Annotated in this window: 17 protein-coding genes; 8 read left to right on the forward strand and 9 right to left on the reverse strand. The window is 45.8% G+C overall.

Annotated features, from left to right (window positions below; all coding sequences use genetic code 11):
- Positions 1-39: 39 nt before the first annotated feature.
- The 4 genes from A3860_RS31235 to A3860_RS31250 all read right to left on the reverse strand — a co-directional run bounded on the left by A3860_RS31235 (position 40) and on the right by A3860_RS31250 (position 5,151).
- Entirely contained in the window at positions 40-2,775 is a 2,736-nt protein-coding gene (locus tag A3860_RS31235) for an alpha-L-rhamnosidase (protein ID WP_081154238.1), read from the reverse strand.
- A gap of 173 nt (positions 2,776-2,948) precedes the next feature.
- Positions 2,949-3,956 (reverse strand): DUF2278 family protein, encoded by a 1,008-nt coding sequence (locus A3860_RS31240; protein ID WP_081154126.1) that lies wholly within the window; start codon positions 3,954-3,956, stop codon positions 2,949-2,951.
- A 116-nt stretch (positions 3,957-4,072) separates the two neighbouring features.
- Positions 4,073-4,774 carry a DUF2461 domain-containing protein gene (locus A3860_RS31245; RefSeq protein ID WP_081154127.1) on the reverse strand — a complete coding sequence of 234 codons (702 nt, stop codon included), beginning with the start codon at positions 4,772-4,774 and terminating at the stop codon, positions 4,073-4,075.
- Positions 4,775-4,776: 2 nt separating this feature from the next.
- On the reverse strand, positions 4,777-5,151 hold the full coding sequence (locus A3860_RS31250; protein ID WP_081154129.1) for a winged helix-turn-helix transcriptional regulator: 375 nt from the start codon (positions 5,149-5,151) through the stop codon (positions 4,777-4,779).
- A gap of 159 nt (positions 5,152-5,310) precedes the next feature.
- On the opposite strand from A3860_RS31250, the gene A3860_RS31255 reads away from it, so the two are divergent.
- Complete coding sequence (locus tag A3860_RS31255; RefSeq protein ID WP_081154131.1) at positions 5,311-5,919, forward strand: FMN-dependent NADH-azoreductase; 609 nt, start codon at positions 5,311-5,313, stop codon at positions 5,917-5,919.
- A 50-nt stretch (positions 5,920-5,969) separates the two neighbouring features.
- Positions 5,970-6,902 carry an alpha/beta fold hydrolase gene (locus A3860_RS31260; RefSeq protein ID WP_081154133.1) on the forward strand — a complete coding sequence of 311 codons (933 nt, stop codon included), beginning with the start codon at positions 5,970-5,972 and terminating at the stop codon, positions 6,900-6,902.
- A gap of 102 nt (positions 6,903-7,004) precedes the next feature.
- Here A3860_RS31260 and A3860_RS31265 read toward each other — a convergent pair whose 3' ends face one another.
- The 3 genes from A3860_RS31265 to A3860_RS31275 form a co-directional block, all read right to left on the reverse strand.
- A complete protein-coding gene (locus tag A3860_RS31265) occupies positions 7,005-7,655 on the reverse strand; it encodes a hypothetical protein (protein ID WP_081154135.1) in 651 nt (216 codons plus the stop codon).
- 3 nt (positions 7,656-7,658) lie between these two features.
- Complete coding sequence (locus A3860_RS31270; protein WP_081154137.1) at positions 7,659-8,165, reverse strand: RNA polymerase sigma factor; 507 nt, start codon at positions 8,163-8,165, stop codon at positions 7,659-7,661.
- Positions 8,166-8,253: 88 nt separating this feature from the next.
- Positions 8,254-8,601, reverse strand: coding sequence for a DHCW motif cupin fold protein (locus A3860_RS31275; RefSeq protein ID WP_081154139.1), 348 nt, complete (start codon positions 8,599-8,601; stop codon positions 8,254-8,256).
- A gap of 90 nt (positions 8,602-8,691) precedes the next feature.
- Here A3860_RS31275 and A3860_RS31280 point away from each other — a divergent pair, with 90 nt between their 5' ends.
- The 6 genes from A3860_RS31280 (at position 8,692) to A3860_RS31310 (ending at position 17,951) form a co-directional block, all read left to right on the forward strand.
- Positions 8,692-9,180, forward strand: a complete 489-nt coding sequence (locus A3860_RS31280; protein ID WP_081154141.1) for a DinB family protein — start codon at positions 8,692-8,694, stop codon at positions 9,178-9,180.
- A gap of 241 nt (positions 9,181-9,421) precedes the next feature.
- A complete protein-coding gene (locus A3860_RS31290; RefSeq protein ID WP_081154146.1) occupies positions 9,422-9,988 on the forward strand; it encodes an RNA polymerase sigma factor in 567 nt (188 codons plus the stop codon).
- 251 nt (positions 9,989-10,239) lie between these two features.
- Entirely contained in the window at positions 10,240-11,091 is an 852-nt protein-coding gene (locus tag A3860_RS31295) for a FecR family protein (protein WP_158085426.1), read from the forward strand.
- A gap of 79 nt (positions 11,092-11,170) precedes the next feature.
- Positions 11,171-14,704 (forward strand): SusC/RagA family TonB-linked outer membrane protein, encoded by a 3,534-nt coding sequence (locus A3860_RS31300; protein WP_081154151.1) that lies wholly within the window; start codon positions 11,171-11,173, stop codon positions 14,702-14,704.
- Positions 14,705-14,745: 41 nt separating this feature from the next.
- Positions 14,746-16,311: a SusD/RagB family nutrient-binding outer membrane lipoprotein gene (locus tag A3860_RS31305; protein WP_081154153.1), complete on the forward strand. Its 1,566-nt coding sequence runs from the start codon at positions 14,746-14,748 to the stop codon at positions 16,309-16,311.
- A 26-nt stretch (positions 16,312-16,337) separates the two neighbouring features.
- The gene (locus A3860_RS31310; RefSeq protein WP_173820287.1) at positions 16,338-17,951 is read left to right on the forward strand and encodes a DUF5689 domain-containing protein; all 1,614 of its coding nucleotides are present in this window, start codon (positions 16,338-16,340) and stop codon (positions 17,949-17,951) included.
- Between the two features lie 126 nt (positions 17,952-18,077).
- Here A3860_RS31310 and A3860_RS31315 read toward each other — a convergent pair whose 3' ends face one another.
- Positions 18,078-18,449, reverse strand: coding sequence for a cupin domain-containing protein (locus A3860_RS31315; protein ID WP_081154156.1), 372 nt, complete (start codon positions 18,447-18,449; stop codon positions 18,078-18,080).
- 48 nt (positions 18,450-18,497) lie between these two features.
- Complete coding sequence (locus A3860_RS31320; RefSeq protein ID WP_081154158.1) at positions 18,498-21,416, reverse strand: endopygalactorunase; 2,919 nt, start codon at positions 21,414-21,416, stop codon at positions 18,498-18,500.
- Positions 21,417-21,427 lie beyond the last annotated feature (11 nt).

Consider the following 21,427-nt stretch of genomic DNA (forward strand, 5'->3'; position numbering starts at 1 on the left):
CTTTCCCCGCCTTTTACAAATATTCAATATTTTAATTTCCTATTGTTTTGTTTCCTTACCTGCGGTTGCTGCTGCAGTCACAAACCGGTATTTGCCCGATCCTGCTTTTACAACTACATACTGATCCTCTTTACCGGCTACCTGTATTTCTTTTATCCCTGAAAGGGCTTTGCCGCTTTCGGTAATGGCATCGGCGCTGGTGGCAGGAATATAAATGTCGGCAGTTGTATTGGCCGGCACTTCTACTTCAAGCGTAAGTTCATTGCCGTTGGTAGCCCAGCTGCTGCTTGCGGTTCCATACCAGGTTTGCAGGCTGGCTGCTGCTTTGGTAAGCCCGCCGCCCGGGTGCGGTTGAATTTTGAGGTGTTTGTAGCCGGGGCCGTCCTCATACGTATCTAACCCGGCAATTACGCGGTACATCCAGTCGCCGATGGCACCGTACGCGTAGTGGTTGAAGGAATTCATATTCGGTGTTTGAAAGGTGCTGTCGGGTTTTTGTCCATCCCAACGTTCCCAAATAGTGGTGGCGCCCATCTTAACCGGATATAACCAGGATGGATAGCTTTCCTGTAACAGTAATTTGTAAGCGACATCGGTATAGCCATAGCGGCTTAATACATGGCACAGGTAGGGTGTTCCCAGAAAACCGGTGGTCAAATGGTTGTTGTAGCTTTTTATGTTCTCTGCCAACCGGGCTGCTGCCTGTGCGCGTAATGCTTCGGGCAACATATCGAACTGCAGCGCCAGCACATAAGCCGTTTGCGTGCCTGATACCAGGCGGCCATTGGGCGTAAGGTATTCTTTCAAAAATGCTGCTTTTATTCTTTCCAGCAAAGCCTGGAAATTTTCAGCATCATTGTTTTGGCCCAACAGTTTGGCTGTATTGATAAGCAATTGTGTTGAATTGGCATAGAAGCATTGTGCTATCAGGTGTTTGTCGGTAACGGCGGCTCTGCCGTCATTGTCGTCGAAGGGCCGGTAAAAAAGCCAGTCGCCATAATGGTTCCCGGTTTGCCACAGATCATTCTTACTTTGGGCCTGCATATACCCCACCCAGGCTTTCATGCTTTTATACTGGTTCTCCAAAATTCTTTTATCGCCATAGGCGAGGTACATATTCCAGGGAAGAATAGTGGCTACATCGGCCCACCCTGTTGATCCGCCGGAGTTAGCGCCTAGTACATTGGGTATTACGCTTGGTACCAATCCATCGGCGCGCTGATCGGCTGCTACATCGTGCAGCCATTTGGTAAAGAAATTATCGACACCGAAATTGAATGCGGCGGTCCGTGAAAATGCCTGCGCATCACCCGTCCAGCCAAGGCGCTCATCACGTTGCGGACAATCGGTGGGCACGTCGAGGAAATTACCCCGTTGTCCCCATTGAATATTATGTTGCAACTGGTTCAGTAATGGGTGCGAACAGGAGAAGCTACCGGTGGGGGCCATGTCGGAATACAGGGCCACTGCCGTGAAATTCTCGGGTTTTACTTCGCCGGGATATCCTTCCACCTGAATATACCGGAAGCCGAAGAAAGTAAAATGCGGTTCCAGCGTTCTTTCTTCCTTTCCATCGAGTATATACGTAGCTGTTGCTTTGGCGGCACGCAGGTTATCGAGGTAAAAATTGCCATATTTATCCAACACTTCGGCGTGTTTTATCACAATGCTGTCGCCTGCATTCCCTTTTGCTTTTACCATCACCCACCCTACCAGGTTCTGGCCAAAATCGAGCACAGTTTTTCCATTGGGTGTTGTAAGTACTTTTATGGGTTTAAATGTCTCGTGTTTTTTCACCGGTTCGTTGCAGGTAGCCGTAAGAATGTTTTTGGCTGAATCAACTACCTGTACGCCGCTCCAGGCGCCATCGTTGTACCCGGCTTTTGCAAAGCCGGTTTTGTCCTCACGCGTATCGATGGTTTCTCCATGATAGATCTCTACATAACGTATTGAGCCGGTAGAAGATTTCCAGTTATTGTCAGAAACTATGAGGTCACTTGTACCATCTGTATAGGTAACTGCCAACTGGAACAGCAGGCCGATATCTTTTCCAAAAGAGTTTTTATTGCCGCTCCAGGCCAGATAGCCGCGGTACCAGCCATTTCCAACTGATACACCGATGGCATTTTGTCCATTGGCTAACATGGGCGTAACATCGTACACCTGGTATTGCAGGCGTTTTTTATAACTCGTCCAGCCCGGGGTAAGATAAGCATCGCCTACCCTTTGTCCGTTTATCTGTGCTTCGTACAAGCCATGCGAGGTGATGTAGGCAAAGGCAGACCGCACCTTTTTATTTATTCCAAATGTTTTGCGAAAAAGAACGGCCGGCCTGTTCACGGCATCTTCCGTAAAACCGGGTGCAATCCATTGTGCTTTCCATTCGCCTGGTGTTAATAAGGCTGTTTGAAAAAATGCGGGGGCGCTCCAGGGCGTTGTATGGCCGGTGTTATCCCAAACGCGTACCTGCCAGCTGTATCGCGTGGCTGATTGCAGACTGCTGCCGCCATAGGGCACCTGTACCGATTGATCGCCGGCAACTTTTCCGCTGTTCCATACAGCGGTTTTACCTGCGGTCACTTTTATTTCCCAGGCTGTTTGTTTTACTGAACGCTGGCTGCTTTCCAATTGCCAGCTGAAGCGTGGTATTGTTACGTCGATACCGACGGGATTTTCGAGGTTCTCAGTTCGCAGTTGGTGTAATGTTACCTGGCCGGCAGCGCTAAATATATTCAGCAAAATGCTACAGCCAGCTATTAGCAATTCCTTGTTCATTGGCAAGCGATTTTTTTTGATTTGGTAAGGTAGGAAACGGCTTTTATTTACCATCCTGTAAAGTCCTGTATACGTTATAAATTTACCGAACCACCAGTTGTGAAAATAAAAAAGCTACCCCCGCTAAAGTTGGTAGCTTATCTGTTCTCTGGTATCAATGTACAGCTAAATATTTACAGCTCCACCAGCTGATCTTCTATAGCGGCGTCCTCTTTGGTATAGGTTACGCCGTCAATTTTAAGATTTTCCTTATTTAATAAGGTGATGTTGCCGCCTTTGTTGGTGAGTTGTGCGCCCTGCCCTGTGAGCTGTATGCGCAGGGTATCGCCGGCGGGTAACACCTTATTGCCAATGACGTCGCTTTTTTTGAGTTTGTCAACGATCTGCCAGCCGGCCAGGTTGATGTCTTTATTGGTTTTATTGAGCAGGATAATATATTCTTTGCCGGGGTCATCGCCTTCGGGGTTTACCAATGCTGCAATAATGCGCACACCTGCTTTGGCAGGCGCCGGTTGTGGATCACTGATGGGGTTGCCTGTATGGTCATCGGTATGAAACGATTGCGACTGGAAGGCGGTGAACACGGCTGCCCAGCGGTTGCGGGAAGCGAAATGGAACAGCAGTCCCCCATCCTGCCAAATGCCGTTATCACCAAAATAAGCCCCTTTGGGGTTACCCTGGTTCATATGGATATCGTGAATGCCCGTACTGGGATTTACTTCGGGAAAATACTTGTCGGCCCCACTGGCATCCTGCCAATGCTGGCCAAATGCGTATACAATGGCGGAAGAATCGCGCATGGCCTGCTGAACAAAAAAGTCGAGCCGGTCGTTCAGGTCGTCATTGTCGCCGGGGCCGCGCGATGGCAGCGGCACCATTTCGGAACGGTTGAAGAGGTTACGCCTGATGAAATCGAGCGCCAGCGTACCTGGTTTACTTTCAAGCGGGGTGAACCCATTAGCCAGGTTGCTTTGCGCCAGTGCATCGGTTATTTCGTGGTGAAAATCATTGCTGGCATAATACAGTACCTGGCTGGGCGCCTCGCTCGATTTGGTATTGATGGCAATGCGGTGTGGCGTGTGACCGCGGTTGATCAGGATCTGGAAATGCTCGCTTTGTGCGGTGGCCCGAAGGCTTTCGAATACCTGTCCTTTCAGCACACCATAATTTTGTATAGGCATAATCTAATGGGTTAAATTGGTGATTTTAGTGCCACATAAATGTAATAACAGACCGGATAATAAAAATCCGTGTTTTCACCTATTATGATTATGCTTTTGTTATCAGTTGCCTGTAGTTATACGGCTAAACCATTGGTATCGGTAGTAAGCACTTCGCTCATATAATCAAAGAAGGGCCGCATGTTTTTTAAGGTTTGGCTGGCTTCTTTCAGGAAGCCGGCGCTCAGCACTTCTTTATCTGTGAATTTCCTGATGAGCAGGAATTGTTTATAACGTAACAGGTCAATAGCTTCGTTACCGGCTTCGAATCCCCGGGGCGCGGTTTTTAGTTGTTCGCCTTTCAGCGCGCCGAAAGTGGTAATAAAGGTCTTGCTTTTTACTATTTTTCGCAATGGCGCCGCATCGAAGGCAATTTCCTCACGAATGCGTTTCATGTCTGCCGCATTGGGCCCCCAAAAGCCACCGGCAAGATAGCTGTTGCCCGGTTCCAAATGAAAATAATACCCGCCGCGGCGGTATTTGGTAGCGCGTTTAAAATTTCCGCTCCAGTTTGTTTTGTAAGGTGTTTTGTCGTTTGAGAAACGGATGTCGCGGTAAATGCGGTGCAGGCTTTTTTTGCCCGATGGTGTTTCAATAACATCGTGTTTATTGAGTTCGCGCAATAATGCTTCGGCAAACACCTCAACCTGTTCCTGTTCTTTTTGAAATGTCGCTTTATGTGCGTTAAACCAGTCGCGGTGATTGTTCTTTTTTAATGCCAGTAAAAAATCGAATCCCGATTTGGTGATAATTGCCTGTGCTGTTAACCTTTTTGCCATGCTTAATATTTTGCTGCCGACCTGTCTTTCGACATGATCCTTTTCCGGTGTTGCCTGCCCCATTTAGCCAATTCCAAAATTACAGGGTCCAGCGATTCGCCGTACTCTGTCATTGAATATTCCACGGTTACGGGAACAGTATCATAAACCGTACGTTTTATCAATTGGTTCATCTCCAGTTCGCGCAACTCTTTCGATAACATGCGGTCGGTTATTTTAGGAATATTCTTTGCGATCTCGCTGAATCTTTTGTTGCCAAATTGTAATGAAATAAGGATGGGCAGTTTCCATTTGCCGCTTAAGATCTGTATGGCATCCGATACAGGTAATATCATACCCGTACATCTTTCCTGTGTTCTTCCTTCTTTGATTGCCATGGTAATTTATTTTATCACTATACTTCAGTATAGCGCTATATCTCGGTATAGTCCTATACATCAGTATAGTACTTACTAATGTATAGCAAAGGTAAGTAGCTTTGTTGTGAAATCAAAAACACAATTACAACCCTGGCAATTCATCAAAATTTAATGAAAATGAAAAAGATATTAAACATAGTATCAAGTGCAAAGGGCGATCAGTCTTTCAGCAACAAACTGTCTGGCGTCATCATTGACAAATTGTTAACACTTTACCCCGGCAGCGAAATACGCACCCGCAACCTGGCCGCTGAACCGCTGCCCTACTGGCACGGGCAGCAGATCGCCGCTCATTATACGCCTGCCGATCAGCGCACGGCCGATCATAAGGACGTTCTTAGTAAGAGTGATCAGGCTATCAATGAGTTACTGGATGCTGATTTTATTGTTATCGGCGTGCCTTTATACAATTTCGGAATTCCTTCTATCTTAAAATCGTGGATCGATCATATAGCCCGGTCGGGCGTAACATTTAGTTACGGCGATGGCGCACCAAAGGGATTGGTGACCGGCAAAAAGGTATACCTGGCCATTGCTTCGGGGGGCATTTATTCAGATGGACCCATGAAGGCTTTTGATTCTACCGAACCATTTTTAAGAAATGTATTGGGCTTTCTGGGTATGACTGATATAACCACTTTCCGGGTTGAAGGAACCGGTATGCCTCAATTGGCTGAAATGGCATTGCCAAAAGCGAAGCAAGCCGTTCAGGAGTTTGCATTTTAGCAAGAGAGTAAATCCTGTTTAACATGTATAGGTATAATTAATAATCGGTTATGCCTATACTTTTTCATGCACTGGGTTGTTCTGGATTTAAGCTTTATATTTATGGTATGAAGATGACCGGCTGCCTGCTACTGTTCTTCTGCTTCTTTCATACCTGCTATGCTGCAATTGATCCCATTGAGGGTAGTGTTAAAGCCGGTGGCTTTAGCATAAAATATAGTGAAGCCGGCTCGGGCGAGTCATTGATCTTCGTTCATGCCGGTATGCTTGACCGGCATATGTGGGACAATCAATTGGCGTTTTTCAGCCGGCGTTACCGGGTAATTACCTTCGACCTGCCTGCTCATGGTGAAACAATGGGCACAGATACTACCATCCTTGTCAGTGAGGTGATCAACATATTAATGGATAGTTTAAAAATTCAACATGCCTCTTTTGTTGGATTATCGCTGGGGTCTGTTTGCGTCTCCGAATTTGTACTATCGCATCCGGAACGGGTTAAAGAGATCGTACTGGTTTCACCGGGTTTTATTGGGAGTACAAAACAGCTTACGGTTGATAGTTTAAGTAAGCAATTATATGCTAAAACAGATGCCGCTTTAATGGCTCATGACAATACAAAATATGCCCGGCTTTTTACATCGATCTGGTGTGTAGGGCCTTTCCGCGACAGCAGCCAGGTGCCCGCCACGCTTCGGCAATATATCTATCAAACGGTGTTAGCCAACTGTAAAAATCATTCCCAAAATGATTGGCGTCCTTTTGGCAAAATACCAACAGCCAGGGCACTCGGGAATATAAAAAGCAAAACGCTGCTTATCAACGGGGGAAAAGATGTTCCATTCAATTTAACAATGGCCAATTACCTGCTTGCAGTGATAAGGTCTACCGGATATGTGATCCGTAACGCTGCACATATGGTGAATCTTGATTATGCTGATCTGTTTAATAAGAAAGTGCTTGATTTCCTACTATTATATTGAATACCACCTCTTGTTAATTACGGCCAATAATAAACAAAGGCCACCCCGGTTCATTTGGGCGGCCTTTTAATTGTTCATGGCTATTACTGGTCAGGAAATATATCAGGCGTTCGCTTTATATTCTTTCACCTGGTTCAGCAATTCAATTGACTTCAGCACCGGGGTCCATTCTTTGCCATCGAAAATGAGGCGGAACCATTTTTTGTCTTTATTCTCATATTTTATATTCCGGAAAAGCCATACCGCCACAAAAGTGAATGTAAGGGTAACCGCTGTTTGAAGCATGTACAAAGGAATGGTGCCATTTAAGAGCATGCTTTTATTCCAGTAAAAGGTTGTCCATACCGGTAGCTGTAAAAACAGGATGCGCGTAACCCATAAGGTGGTTGATTTTAACCGGGCGAGTTTGTGTTGGGTTTGCAAAATGGGTTCGCTGATATCGGCCTGGTGAATAAGGATCAGCTGGTACAGGTATATTATAATGGCCAGTTTGGTAAGCAGCACCTGTATGCCGGCAGAAATGATGAAGAACCAGTTGCCGGTGGGAAGGTTGCTTATGATCAGGATGTCAATTAGCCCTACCCATATTATACCCACTATAATAGCAAACAACTTCACTGGTTTCATGGGGGAAAGGAATGATCGCACTTTTAGCCTTGTGATCTCTTCTGCATTTTGCCTGTTCAGGTGCAGGCTTTCTTCCAGTTTTTGCCCATAGGACTTCCAGAGATTGATGATTTCTGTGTCTTCCATTTTTTAAGTATTTATGGTTGCAAATTTATGTTTCAGGATCTTTTTGATGCGCGCGATGCGGGTACTAACATTGGTTTCAGAAATGCCGGTGATCCCGGCTATTTCTTTCTGGCTTTTTTCTTCGAGGTATAAAAGCATCAGGGCTTTATCCAGTTCTTTGAGGCCGGCAATGAATTGTTGCAGGTGACCAAGGTGTGTATCGGTTTCAATGGGGGTATTGTCTTCAGTAAGATCAAGGATGTTATCTGATAACGGACTGCTTAATTGTTTGCGGCGGTTTTCCTTCCGGTAAAATGAGATGGCGGTGTTCAGGGCTATGCGGTACATCCAGGTGCTGTATTTATACTGGTCGTTATACCGGTGAAACGATCGCCATAATTGCACAATGATCTCCTGTATCAGGTCTTTTCTATCCTCTGCGTTCACGCAATACGCATTGGCCACCTTATAGATGATGCCCCTGTTTTTTTCAATTATTGAAAGAAATATCGTTGTTTGTTCTGTTTGCATAAAATAATCAGGAACCGGTTTCCTTAATTATTCGCAGCAAGATCAAAAAAATCACATGTTTATGGGAAGTTTTTTTTATGGTGGGAATTTAGGGCTGGTTCTTCAGGAAATCGCCGTCAATGATCAACAGTTTAACGCCGTTCTCAGTCATGGAACGATGTGAGCTGAGGTCGTCAGATACTATATAGGTCATGCCCTGGGTTAAGCTGAACGATTCGCCGCTTTTCAGTTCGCTTACAAATGCCCCTTCGAGGCAATGAACAATATGGCCTTTTTCGCACCAATGATCGGCCATATATCCTTTGGAGTATTCTACTATGCGAACCCGCAGTCCGGGGTATTGAAGCGTTTGCCACCAGGCGATCCCGGTTTCCCCGTTGTGCCTGGTTTTTGTAATGGTTGCCCAGTCAATGGTTTGAAAAGGTATCTGGCTCATAGTGTTGGTATGTGTACAAATGTAAAACTGTTAAGTAAGCAGTTTACTGCTGATTTATATAATTTTATATGACATATAGTATATAGAAATATGACCAAAAAATACCGGACTGGCGCAATTGGCGCCTTGCTCGATGAGTACGAACGCGCCATTTCAGATCTAAAAAGAGTGATCGCCCCTGTTTCTGACCGGGAATTGGTAGCAATTGTTGATCCGCATACGAACGATGACAACTGCCGGAGCATCCAGACCATTTTAACGCATGTAGTGCATTCCGGTTACGGGTATGCCACCAGCATTTATAATTTAAAAGGATATAATAAGGTGCGGCCGGAGAAAAAGGGGTGTTTGACGATTGCAGAATATTTGACTGAGCTGGATGGTGTTATTGTTTTCACCGAAAATGTGTTTGGCGAGTTTACCGATAATGACCTGGAAGAATTTAATAATGATAAAAAGATAAAGGCTGGTTGGGGACAGGTATACGATATTGAACAAATGATGGAACACGCCATCGTTCATATTTTACGCCACCGCCGGCAGCTCGAAAAATTTAAAGAAAAGTTGGGCGTGGTTTAAGGGTTCTGCAGATAAAACAGCCCATTGGTAAATTTCGTTCCCGTTCGAAAAAGACCGTTTCCAGTTTCGGAAACGGTCTTTTAGTTTCGTTTCTGCAGCTTTTTGCGGCCAGTATATAACATAATTAAACAATGCAACCGTTTGCGTAATATTTTTAAACCAAAACAGCTTAAAAAAACTTAAACATTTATTAAAACAACTTCTTTTCAAATAGTACATTTGGTTGCTAAGTTTGCGCCATATGAATTTTCAACCAATTGTTCCCGATGACGGCGAGTTGTTGCTGCAGTTGAAAAAAGGGGACAGAATTGCTTTTGATGAAATTTTTAACCGGTTCGCCGATCCCATTCACACGTACATACGGTCACGGCTGAATGGGTCCGAAGAGGCCGATGATGTACTGCAGGAGGTTTTTATACGCCTGTGGAACAAAAGGCAGTCTATTGTCATCCATTCTTCTTTCCGCAATTATTTATATACCATTGTTCAGCATTGCATCAGCGATCACCAGCGGGCTTCAAAAAGAAAACGGTATACGTTAACGGCCGAAATGCCGGAACATACTGAAGGACGTCCCCTGCCCGATGAACAGTATCAGTATAAACAGGCCATTTATTTTTGGAAAAGGGCTACCAGCAAGCTGCCCGGTCAAATGCGCAGAATTTATGCCATGAAGAACGAGGACCAGCTTTCTGTTAAGGAGATCGCTGCTGAATTACGGCTGAGCGAACAAACGGTCAAAAATCAATTGCATACTGCCGGACAACGCATTGTGAAAATGTTGCGGCAGGTGCAGCTGTTCATTTAAAGTTACCGGTTACCGGGTCCCGGTTTCCGGACAAAAAAATTCGGAACTCCCTATTATTGGCAGGCTGCTCATAATTCAAGTCCTGGCAACCGGCAACCGGCAACCGGCAACCGGCAACCGGTAACCGGCAACCGGTAACCGGTAACCCCAAAATGACCAAATTGTTAACTCCCGCTTTTTTCTCCAATTCCTCTAGTACCAGTTTCTTTTTACGAGCGTCTATTAACCAACAATTAACCAAAGCTGTTTGCATGCCCCGCCGATCAAAGCACCATAAGGATAATAAAGAAAACCAGGCCGATGAGCAATGGCTGCAGGCATGGGATTCGCCTGTGAACATCGGCATGCAAAAAAAGCAAGGGCTGCTAAACAGCATCAACGATCGCATTGACAACCGCCAACGCCGCAGAAAACAGCTTTTTTTCATTGGCTTAAGTGCTGCTGCTGCCATGCTGGTGGCTTTATTTATTAAAATGCCAGGCGGGGGCCTGCAACCGGACAAAGATCCCTGGCAGGAGCTGGCCAGCAACGACAGTTCAAAAAAGATCCTGCTTGAAGATGGATCGGTGTTATGGCTGGCGCCTTATTCAACTGTAAAGGTGCATACTGATTTTTCGAAACAGCGCAGCACCATGCTCATGAAAGGAACGGCTTTTTTCAGTGTGGCCAAAGATGCGCAGCATCCCTTTACCATAGGTGTTAACCGGCAAATGGTAACTGTTGTGGGAACGGCATTTACCATTCGAAAAATTGATTCGGTTGACCTGCAGCTGACCGTAAAGGAAGGTAAGGTGGCGCTGAATAATACCAGTGGAAACAAACTGGTGACCGCCGGCCAGCAGGTACTTACAGCACGGGCGGTAACCGGTTCGTTGCAAATAATTGATCCTGATGCGGCCGACTGGTGGTTGCAACAACAGGTACGGCTACAGAATATTCCATTGGAAGAATTGCTTAACAGAATAGAAACATATTACCAGGTGAAGCTGACGCATGGCACTATTAAAAAGAATAATAAAGTAACGCTTACCTGGGACCTGACGATACCATTGAACGAGAACCTGGCGGTACTGAACACATTGACCGGCTTAAATATCCACTAGAAATTCCTTATCACACACCCATTTTTTGCGCTGCTGAAAAGCGGACAGGTATTGTATTGTTTATAATGTAAATGAAAATATGGAAACCGTAAAACCAACCAAAAATCTTACTGCGCTTTTACTGGTGTTGATAGCAGGGATCCTTAACCTGCAGGCACAAACAGTAAATGTACATTACCGGCACGCGGCCGGTAACCTCGCTGCAATTGCCGAGGATTTTGGCCGGCAGTTTAAAGTGCAGCTGGCTTATGCAAATGATGAACTGGCCGGGGTAAATGTGCCTGGCGCTTCTTATGAAGCAGGCAGTGTGGGTGAGTTGTTAAATAAAGTACTGGCGCCCGGCGGTTTTAACGCCATCGCGAGCGGAAACAGCTGGGTGATCAAAAAAAGCGATGCTCCTAAAAAAGCGCCCACGATGGTATTGAAAGGTATTGTCACTGAAGGTGGGGCTCCTCTTCCGGGGGCTACTGTAATTATTAAGCAGGATGGGCAGAAGAATGTGGTAGCCATTGCTGATGACAATGGCCGTTTCAGTAAAACCCTGCCGGTAATATCAGAAGGAACTATTGAGATCTCTGCTGTTGGCTATCAGCCGTTGAGAAAAAAATTCGCTGCCGAAGCGCAACAGTCATTAAGCCTTGTGCTGAATAAAGATGACCAGCAAATGCAGAATGTGGTAGTAACTGCATTAGGTATCAAAAAATCAGAAAGATCGTTGGGCTATGCGCTTACAAAAGTAGATAGCACGCAGCTTACCCAGGCGGCAAGTTTAAACTGGACGGATGCGCTCTCCGGAAAAGTAGCCGGGTTGAACCTTATCCGTTCCGGTTCGGGCCCCGCCGCTTCGAGCAAAATTATTCTCCGGGGCGAAAACAACCTTACCGGCGATAATGAAGCCCTCATAGTAGTGGATGGTGTGGTGATCAACAATAGTAGTGGTAAACGCTCTGCAGCCAAAGGCGACGCGGTTTATGCTACAAACTCCGACAACCTGCCAGCTGATTATGGCAGCTCATTAAACGACATCAACCCGCAGGATATAGAAAGCGTTTCAGTATTGAAAGGGCCTGCTGCGGCTGCCCTGTATGGACAGCGGGCGGCAAACGGCGCTATCATTATCACCACCAAAGCGGCAGCCCAGAAAAAGAAAGGCCACTTTAACGTTCGTTACACAATGAACGGAAACATTGAGCAGGTAAACAGATACCCTGAGCTGCAATATGAATATGGCCAGGGCCTGGGTGGGGCTCAATATTATTCTTACGGCGCCACCGAAGATGGCGCCAGCACCAGCGGTACCAGCTCTGCTTATGGGCCAAAGTTCGACGGGCAATCGTTCTATCAGTACGACCCTGTTCGCCAGGCAGTGGGTTTAGAGCGCACTCCCTGGAAGGCTTATGACAACATCAATGATTTTTGGAATACAGGAACCGACCTCAAACACAACCTCAGCATAGACGGTAGACTGGGTACTACAGGTGTTCGGGTGAGCCTTGGTACAGAAAACGACAATTGGATCGTTCCCAATACAGGTTTCAAGCGTAGTAACATAGCATTAAGCACCACTTCGGACATTACCAAAAAATTAAAACTTTCTACCAAAATAAACTACGGTTACAGAACCAGCGATAACCTGCCTGCAGCAGGATATGGAAATCAGTCCTTAATGTACTGGTACATTTTCTGGCAACCCAGCGCCGATTATAACTGGTTGCGAAATTACTGGCGCGGTTCAGAAGGCAGTATTTACTCAGATACCAACATGTACAAGATCATTCAGTATCCCTTCTCCTCATTTCCTGAAAACCCATTTGCAGTCGTAAATGAGTTTTTGAACAAAACAAGAAGGAACAACATAACAGGGAACGTAACACTGAATTATCAGCTTACCAAAGAACTGAGCCTCATGTTGCGTGGCAACCTTGACTGGATGAACGATAAACGTGAACAGGACCGCCCTTACGATGCAGGCACCCGCCTCATCAAAGGTTCTGTAAGAAAACAAAGCATCTATTCGCAGGAAAAGAGTTACGACTTCATGGCCAGGTATCTCAAAGACATAAATAAAGACGTAAAATTGGGTGTAACCCTTGGTGGCAGCCAGTTAAAAAATACGTATGACAAAAAAGATATCAGGGCCGATGGATTAAGATATCCCGTGTTCCCAGACTCATTGAAAGGCAGCTCACCTTATTCGCAGATATATAACCCGGACAACAACCTGTATGGATTGACTTATTACCCCGATACTAGCCGTTACCAGATCAACAGTTTTTACGGGATCATAAATGCCACCTATAAAAATTATCTGTTTGCAGAGATCACTGCCCGGCAGGACTGGAGTAGCGTATTGGCCACTCCGAAAAGAACGAACCCCGTAGGGTTTTTCTATCCTTCAATTAACACCAGTTTCATTTTGTCGGAAGTGGCCAAGCTGCCAACTTTTATCAACTATGCCAAGCTAAGGGCTTCGGTTGCAGGTGTTGGTAGCGGTGGTACCACAGCTTTCCTGACTTCCTATACATACCATTATGCAGTAACCGGTGGTTATTATCCGGATAGCGCTGTAACAAGTCCAACAACTTTACCCAACGTCAATTTAAAACCACAGTTTACCACCACCTTCGAACTGGGTACAGAACTGCAGTTTTTCAACGGCAGATTGGGGTTAGATATGGCCGTTTATTTTGGAAATACCACCAACCAGATCTTCACCAGAACGGTAGATGCGTCTTCAGGTTACAATTTTGCCTATATCAATGCGGGAAGAGTAAGGAACAATGGGATGGAAATACAGCTTAATGCCAAACCCATTGCAAGCGCTAAAGGTTTTAACTGGAGCCTTTATGGAACTTTTTCTTTCAACCAGAACAAGATCATGTCAATGCCCGATAGTTCGGTGTTGCTGCGGGCCGGCAACATAGCCAGCGGTCAAATAGTGGCTTCGGTTGGTGGCAGCATGGGCGATCTGTATGGCCTGGGTTATCAACGCAGTCCCGACGGGCAGGTGATCTTTGACGCTACCACGGGCTTTCCAAAGATCACTGATAACATCATTTACCTCGGGAACACAATACCTAAATACAGATTCAGTCTTGGCAATACCTTCCGCTATAAGAACTTCAATTTAAACCTGCTCTTCGATGCACAGGTGGGCGCTGTGGCTTACTCGCTTACCCATTACAAACTGGCCGAACAGGGCAAATTGAAAAGTACATTACCGGGCAGGTACAATGGTATTATCGGTAACGGTGTGGTACAAAACCCCGATGGAAGTTTCCGCAAAAACGATGTGGTGGCTACCGATATCGACCAGTATTATCAATATAGCATTGGCAGCTACAATGCAGAGGGAAGCACCTTTAGTACCGACTTTGTAAAATTCCGCGAAGCCTCTTTAAGCTATGCCTTTAAGCCCACGTTGCTTAAAAAGATCGGGTTAACGGCAGCAAGCGTTGGAGTTTACGGGCGCGACCTGTTCATTTGGTCACCCTGGCCAATATTCGATCCTGAGTTTGGCACCCTGGCCGGGTCAGACATTGTAAGAGGTTTTGAAACCGGGCAGTTTCCTTCAACCCGCAGCATGGGCTTCACGGTAACAATCGGGTTATAATTATTGTGTAAAAATCTTATCAATAATAAAAGAATAAACGGATGAGAAAGCAATTATATATAGCATGTTTGGTTTTGGTGGCAATGTCAACAGGCTACTCATGCAAAAAGGGATTTGAGGAGCTGAACACAGATCCGATCAATATTCTCGAAACAACTCCAGACAAGTTGCTGGCTCCTGCCCTGGTAAACTCCATTTGGCCCGGCATGAGCCGCAACAGAAGCTTTAACAACGAATTGATGCAGGTCACCGTATCGCAAAGCGATGGTGATAATACCGTGTTCAGGTATGCTTTCAAGAGTAGCATGAGTGACTATTTATGGAATGCCTGGTATGTGCAACTGACAAACTTTAAACAGGTAGACAGCCTGGCACGCACAGAAAAGATCTCCAATGCCAGTTACCAGGGTATTGGAAAAATAGGCAAGGTATGGCTGTTCTCTATGCTTACAGATATTTATGGTGATATTCCTTACTCCCAGGCCCTGCAGGGCGATCAGGGAAATGTAGTGCCGGCTTTTGACAGGCAGAAAGACATTTATCTTAATATGTTCAACCAGTTGGAAGCTGCCAACAGCCTGCTTGCTTCGGGCGCTTCTATCACTGTTTCGAGTGATCCCGTATACAAAGGAGATGTAGCTAAATGGAGAAAATTTGGCAATTCATTATATCTGCGTTTATTGTTGCGCGTATCGGGTAAAACAGAAGTGCAACAGCAATGTATCTCAAAAATAAAACAGATCGTAGAAAACCCTTCCCAATATCCGATCTTTCAAAGCAATGCCGACTGTGCGAGAATAATCTGGAACGGCGGCACCAGTACTACCGATCCTTATACCTCGCCTTATGTAGGCGGAATTCGCGCGCAGGATTTTCGCGCCCCGGCTATTTGCAGTTTCTTTTTAGACAATTTGATTACCTGGGCCGACCCGCGTTACGTTTCTTCCACTCCGTATGGATCGGGCAGCATTGGCCGTTTCGGTATTGCGCAGGCCAGTGGCGGCGGATGGTATGGTGTAAAAAGTGGTTACCTGCCCGGTACAGGTGATTTAAAAGGTTGCTATTTTCAAAGCTATGATAACTCCAGCACCGGTGGTACCTGGTCGCTTCAGCAAAATTGGTATACCGGTATTATCATGCAATATGCCGAAGTACAATTCATACTGGCCGAAGCGGCTGCAAAGGGATGGATCACCGGCGATGTAAAAACCTTTTGGTACCAGGGCATAGCATCTGCCATCAATTATTGGGTACCCAACTTTCCTGAAAGTATTACTTCTACCGAATTTACCAACCATTTGACCAACCTCAGCGCTGCCAGTGAAATTTGGGATGATAATCTTTCTTTAGATAGTAAAATGGAATTGATCCACTTACAGAAATACTATGCACTGTTTATGACCGATCTGCAACAGTGGTTTGAATACAGGCGCACCGGGCATCCTGTTTTGCCCAAAGGACCAGGATTGCAAAACAACGGCGTAATGCCGGCCCGGCTGGTATACCCTGTGTATGTACAGGCTGCCAACCCTTCAAACTATAAAGCTGCGGTAGCTGCAATGGGCCCCGATGAAATATACACCAATGTATGGTGGCAGCAACCTTAAGTGAATCAACTATAAAAATTATGAAGATGAAAAATTCATTATATCTTTTATTGGTCATAAGCATAGCTGTGACTGTAAACAGTTGCACTAAAACATACAAAAATTATCCGGGAGGCGAGCCTAACGCAATCGTTTCTATTCTGGATATTCGGCCGCTTTATAAAGGACAGGATATTATTCTTTCGAAAGATAATCTGTATGGTGGTTCCAAACTGGCCGGGGTAGTTATATCGGACCATATCGAGAAAAATCTTCCCGATGGCTTGCTGGTGGTGCAGGATAGCCGCCGCCTGAGTACGCTGAAAGGTATTTCTATAGACATTGGCGGTGCTGCTGCCAACTACCATCCGGGCGACTCGGTAGTGGTAGAAATTGCCGGGGGTACGTTAACCCGTAAAAATGGCATTTTAACCATTACAGGCCTTACAGAATTGAACGTTACTAGTAAGGGTAAAGGAGTGGTTGCCATAAACGCGATAACAGTTGCTCAGTTACTGGCTAATCCCGACAACTATGAAAGCTCGCTTTGCCTCATTAATAAAGCCAGTTTCAATCCCTCTTTGAAATCAGGAGAAACGATAGGTGGGGCTAAACCGGTCAATGATGGTTTTGGCGACCTTGTTCTTTATACTGATGCTGGTACAAGCTATGCCAAAAATGCACCTTATGCGCTGGCCGCTTATGTAGGCATTCCATTTGGTACTGCTGACGGACCTGTACAGTTAAGAACAAGGAACGTATATGATATAGTGAATATGGGATCTTCTGCACAGGAGCTTCTTATAACCGGATACCAGAGCGACCCTAAAGGTGGCGACGGTGGTTATGAATACGTACAAATGATGGCTACGAAAGATATAGACTTTACAGTTACTCCTTACAGCATTGTATTTAGCGCCAATGCAGGCACTAACAGTTCTGCCACCCCGCTCGATGCCGGCTGGGCTACAGGTGGGCAGCGTACCATTAAATGGAACATTACAACAGGCAGTGTACAAAAGGGGAAGTTCTTTTATTTTGGTTTCCAGGGTAAAAAGATCAATGGTTCATTAGGCACGTATTCTTTTCCGGCCAGCGCAAACTATTATCAGAAAACATTTACTACCACCGGTACAAACCCCAATAAAGGAGATGGCGGGCTGGTTCGCGCCAGTGCGTTTAGCACCTCAGGCCCCTGGGCCAACAGTGGAAACACTTGTGGGGTAGCAATATTTAAAGGAACTACTGTTACCGAAACTTCGGTGCCCGAAGATGTATTGTTTATGGCAACAGGTGGAGGCGCCGCTATTTATGACGTAACTAAAACGCCCATATTAGGGTACAGGATCTGTAATAACGACTGGTACTCTATGTATTCGGTAAGTATTGACCCCGTTACTTACAGGCCTGCGATAACTCCTTATCTGTATTATCGTTCCAATGGCAATACCGCCAGTGCGGCGTATCCATTTAATGAAGCGCACCCGGCCGGATCTACTGCTTCCGATGCCGGCTTGTATAGCATGATGGGTGGTGTATATAATATTACCCTTGGCCGGTGGACAACCGCCCGTAAACAGGTGATCGTGGAATTGTTTCAGGCTACTGCTACTATCGATACATTAGAATTGCATTCCAGTGTAACAAAGCTGGTTGAGTAATACTTTGAAGTAGGAGGTAGGAAGTATGAAGTAAGATGTTTCCAATATTCGAGACTCGAAATAAATGGCGAGGCTCTGCATTCAGGAGTTTCTTACTTCTTACCTCTTACTTCCTACTTCGTATTTCTAATCACCCGTAGGCACAATCTCACTCGTTTCTACCATTAACATCACTGTTTTTACCAGCGCCCGTGTTCTGTGTACAATACCTTTTGAAATGGTAAATCCTTCCCAGGGATTTAATGCAACTGTTCTGTCTTCGAGATCGATGAGCAACTGTCCCTCCAGCACAAAGAAGAATTCATCGTCGTTATCGTGTTTATGCCAGTGGTACTCCCCTTCTATAATGGCCACGCGTACCACGCTGTTGTTTACCTGGGTAAGTGTTTGGTTGAACCATTTGTGCTGATTTTCTTTCACGATGGCAGGCACATCAATGAGCTGCAGGTGATCGTACTTAACATTGAGCCGGGTATCGTAGGGATAGTTATTTTCCATATGTGTAGCTTTTCAGTAAATATACCGATAAACTATGGATAGGGACTGTCAATACCGGTTGAGCGCATTGCCCCACTGGTCTTCATAATAGAACGCGTTATCAATTTTGATATCTGCAGTGTTCTTACATTTTATTACCGTGTTGTTACCTGCAGGGCGTACCATTTTTACAGCAGTAATTTGGGCGCCGATGACATCGTCGAGGAACAGGGCATAGCGGCTGTCGCGGGTTTCATAATTGAATGAGCTTTGTTTGATGGTCAATGCCATTACATGCCGGGCCCATAGCCCGTACGATGGCTGCACTTTCAAATTGGAAGCATTGTATTGACCCACGCCCAGTTCAGGTGGCGCAGCTGCTGTATCTGACAAAGGATTGCCGCCTTTCACCAGCACGTGTACGTCATTAAAAACAACATTTTTGATATAGCCGGTATGTTTGCCATTCGGCAGGGTGAAATCGAGTCCGCCGGTAACATCGGTAGTTGCCGGCAGGCTATAGCCTGCAATGATGGGTGTGGCCCGGCGTTGTTTGCCATCATAGGCTTCCCATCTTTTTCCGCGAAATGAACTTCCGGCATATACTTCGTAAATATCGATGCCATTTATAATGATGTTCTCAACCTGACCGATGTTGACATTTTTTACCAGCAGCTCATTGTGTTTTTCCCCATTGTCGGTAAATGCATATTTCCCCACTTCGGCCCCTATTACGCGGCCCCGGTTACTGATAGAGATAAAAAAAGGCGTAAAGGTGCGCACCATTTTTGACCGGGTGTGCAGGCTGCCGGTGTGCCCACAATTGAGGTGGATATTTTTTACCGATCCGCCGTCGTTGGTAGAAATGGAAAAGCCCGCTTTGTTGGCGCCCAGTACATAAATATTATCAACGCAAATGTCGGTAATGTCGTCAGCGGTTTCGGAACCGATCTGGAACAAATTGCAATTGGTATCGCCGATCACATTGCGCACTTTATAATCGTGTGCCGGCCGGGTAAAGCCTAATGAACAATCGGAGCCGGGTTTTACAATATCATCTGAGCTTACTTTTGAATAGATATTCGTAACCGTAACATGGCTGCAGGCCATGAAATCATAGATATCCCTTACGCTTGCCGTGCTGCCCCAGGAAAAATAAGTATTGTGTACATAAATGGTATCTGTACCGGTAGCCAGTAATGCAAAATGACCGGTGCGGTCAATATGCAGCATGTTACCGGTGTTGAAATCATTTGAACCGTCTTTGTTTATATAATACGGTTCGTCTTTAGTGCTATCGTACCAGAGGTCGGCATCGCGGTAGATACCGCCAATTTCAATATTGGTGCATAATTTAAAGGTGAACATTTTATCGGCGCGGTTATCGGGCGCGTTGTTCATCACGTTATCGCCGGTGGCCAGGTTGCCATTGCCGGTAATATATCCATTGCCGATGATCTTTACATTGTTTAGCCGTTCCCCAAAGAACATGGAATTATGAAAATAGTGATGCCCTACATCCTGTTTGGTGAGGTAGTTCTCGGGATCGGTATAGGGGCCGGCATCTGTAGGCGATAAACCCGAGCGGTATTTTTTATCACTGAACCAGGTGATCTCAGGCGCATCGGCGCCTTTTAATGCTTTAATGGTGGCGGCTGCGTTAATATACAGGTACACATTGCTTTTTAAATGAACGGTGCGCACGCTGTAGGTCCCTTTGCTGAAGAGTAGGGTGCCGCCGCCTGACCGGCTCAAATGATCGATGGCGGCATTTATTGGTTGGGTGTAATCCTGGCTGCTGTCGCCGGTGATGCCAACCGATCTTACATCAAGCATGCCGGTATAATACCGGGCTGTATTCGAAAGGCCTTTGTGGTTGCCATCTTTTACCAGTAAACGGAATGTATACCAGCGATCGGGTTGTAAACCGGTGATGGTGGCCTTTCCTTTTCTCCCATCGATGTTTGCATTGGCAGCCGCCCAGGTTTTACCTGAATCAGGTGATTGCATCAGCTGCACTGCAGAAGTGGTTATTGCGCTCCAGGTGAAACGAGCGGTGGTATAAGCAGATAATGCGGTGTCGGCCATTCTGGTAAAATCAGCAACCGTTGGTGTTACCCTGAGCGTTGCCGTTTCTGATCCGGTACCTGCACTGGTTAACACTTCGGGTTTTGAGGTGGTATAAATGGCTTTAAAATGATAGTCGCCGGTTTTAGGCAGGGTTACCTGGTGGATCACAATTTGCAGATCAGTGCCGTTGGCCGGCCGTAGATCAAGATGACTGAAATAAAGGATAGAACCGCCACCAGGCGAAGGCGTTATAGATACTGTTCCTACCTTATTATACGAATATTTTGTACCGGTTCGGCCGATAGATTGTTGCGCGAGCTCCTGCAGCGTTACAGCCCCCCGGCCTATTATATTGACCGTAGTATTTTTTAGGGTAATAGGAATGCCTGCGGGCAGGTATATTTTAACAGCCGCATCGGGGCTTCTTTGACCAGCTGTAAAATAAAGCGTGAGGTCATTGTTGGTATTGAGGGTGATCTGTTGTTGTTGCAAGGCAAGCTGTCCACTCAGGGCCATCAACTTTATGGTAACCTGATATGTTTTGGTAGCCTTGCCATTTTGTGAGGTTACCACCAGCCGGTCGCCGGAGATAATTTCATCGCCGATGCTTTTAGCATTTCCGCTTTTACCGGTTATATGATATTGCTGTATTGATCCATCACCTGATTGCAGCTGCAACAGCAACTCTTTTACTGTGGGGCTTGTTGAAACGAGTCCCCGGCCTTCGGGCGTATCAACAGTAAAACGGTAGGTGCTTCCTGTAATAACAACAACGGCATCGTTTGTGATTGCTGCAATATGGGTAGCCTGTGCAGTGGGCTTAACACCGGTAGAATATGGTGAAGGAACAGCGGTGGCCCGCAAAATAATAATACAGGTTACAACAACCAGCAAGACGAACTTTCTTAATACAGGCATATGCAGTAAAA

The organism is Niastella vici (genome assembly GCF_002077945.1).
GTDB lineage: Bacteria > Bacteroidota > Bacteroidia > Chitinophagales > Chitinophagaceae > Niastella > Niastella vici.

Bases quoted from the DNA above. Each gene is read 5' to 3' on its own strand.
- A3860_RS31275 (WP_081154139.1), bottom strand. From the start codon at position 8,601: ATGAGCCAGATACCTTTTCAAACCATTGACTGGGCAACCATTACAAAA.
- A3860_RS31300 (WP_081154151.1), top strand. From the start codon at position 11,171: ATGGAAACCGTAAAACCAACCAAAAATCTTACTGCGCTTTTACTGGTG.
- A3860_RS31295 (WP_158085426.1), top strand. From the start codon at position 10,240: ATGCCCCGCCGATCAAAGCACCATAAGGATAATAAAGAAAACCAGGCC.
- A3860_RS31260 (WP_081154133.1), top strand. From the start codon at position 5,970: ATGCCTATACTTTTTCATGCACTGGGTTGTTCTGGATTTAAGCTTTAT.
- A3860_RS31310 (WP_173820287.1), top strand. From the start codon at position 16,338: ATGAAAAATTCATTATATCTTTTATTGGTCATAAGCATAGCTGTGACT.
- A3860_RS31250 (WP_081154129.1), bottom strand. From the start codon at position 5,151: ATGGCAATCAAAGAAGGAAGAACACAGGAAAGATGTACGGGTATGATA.
- A3860_RS31280 (WP_081154141.1), top strand. From the start codon at position 8,692: ATGACCAAAAAATACCGGACTGGCGCAATTGGCGCCTTGCTCGATGAG.
- A3860_RS31270 (WP_081154137.1), bottom strand. From the start codon at position 8,165: ATGCAAACAGAACAAACAACGATATTTCTTTCAATAATTGAAAAAAAC.
- A3860_RS31245 (WP_081154127.1), bottom strand. From the start codon at position 4,774: ATGGCAAAAAGGTTAACAGCACAGGCAATTATCACCAAATCGGGATTC.
- A3860_RS31255 (WP_081154131.1), top strand. From the start codon at position 5,311: ATGAAAAAGATATTAAACATAGTATCAAGTGCAAAGGGCGATCAGTCT.
- A3860_RS31235 (WP_081154238.1), bottom strand. From the start codon at position 2,775: ATGAACAAGGAATTGCTAATAGCTGGCTGTAGCATTTTGCTGAATATA.
- A3860_RS31240 (WP_081154126.1), bottom strand. From the start codon at position 3,956: ATGCCTATACAAAATTATGGTGTGCTGAAAGGACAGGTATTCGAAAGC.
- A3860_RS31265 (WP_081154135.1), bottom strand. From the start codon at position 7,655: ATGGAAGACACAGAAATCATCAATCTCTGGAAGTCCTATGGGCAAAAA.
- A3860_RS31320 (WP_081154158.1), bottom strand. From the start codon at position 21,416: ATGCCTGTATTAAGAAAGTTCGTCTTGCTGGTTGTTGTAACCTGTATT.
- A3860_RS31290 (WP_081154146.1), top strand. From the start codon at position 9,422: ATGAATTTTCAACCAATTGTTCCCGATGACGGCGAGTTGTTGCTGCAG.
- A3860_RS31315 (WP_081154156.1), bottom strand. From the start codon at position 18,449: ATGGAAAATAACTATCCCTACGATACCCGGCTCAATGTTAAGTACGAT.
- A3860_RS31305 (WP_081154153.1), top strand. From the start codon at position 14,746: ATGAGAAAGCAATTATATATAGCATGTTTGGTTTTGGTGGCAATGTCA.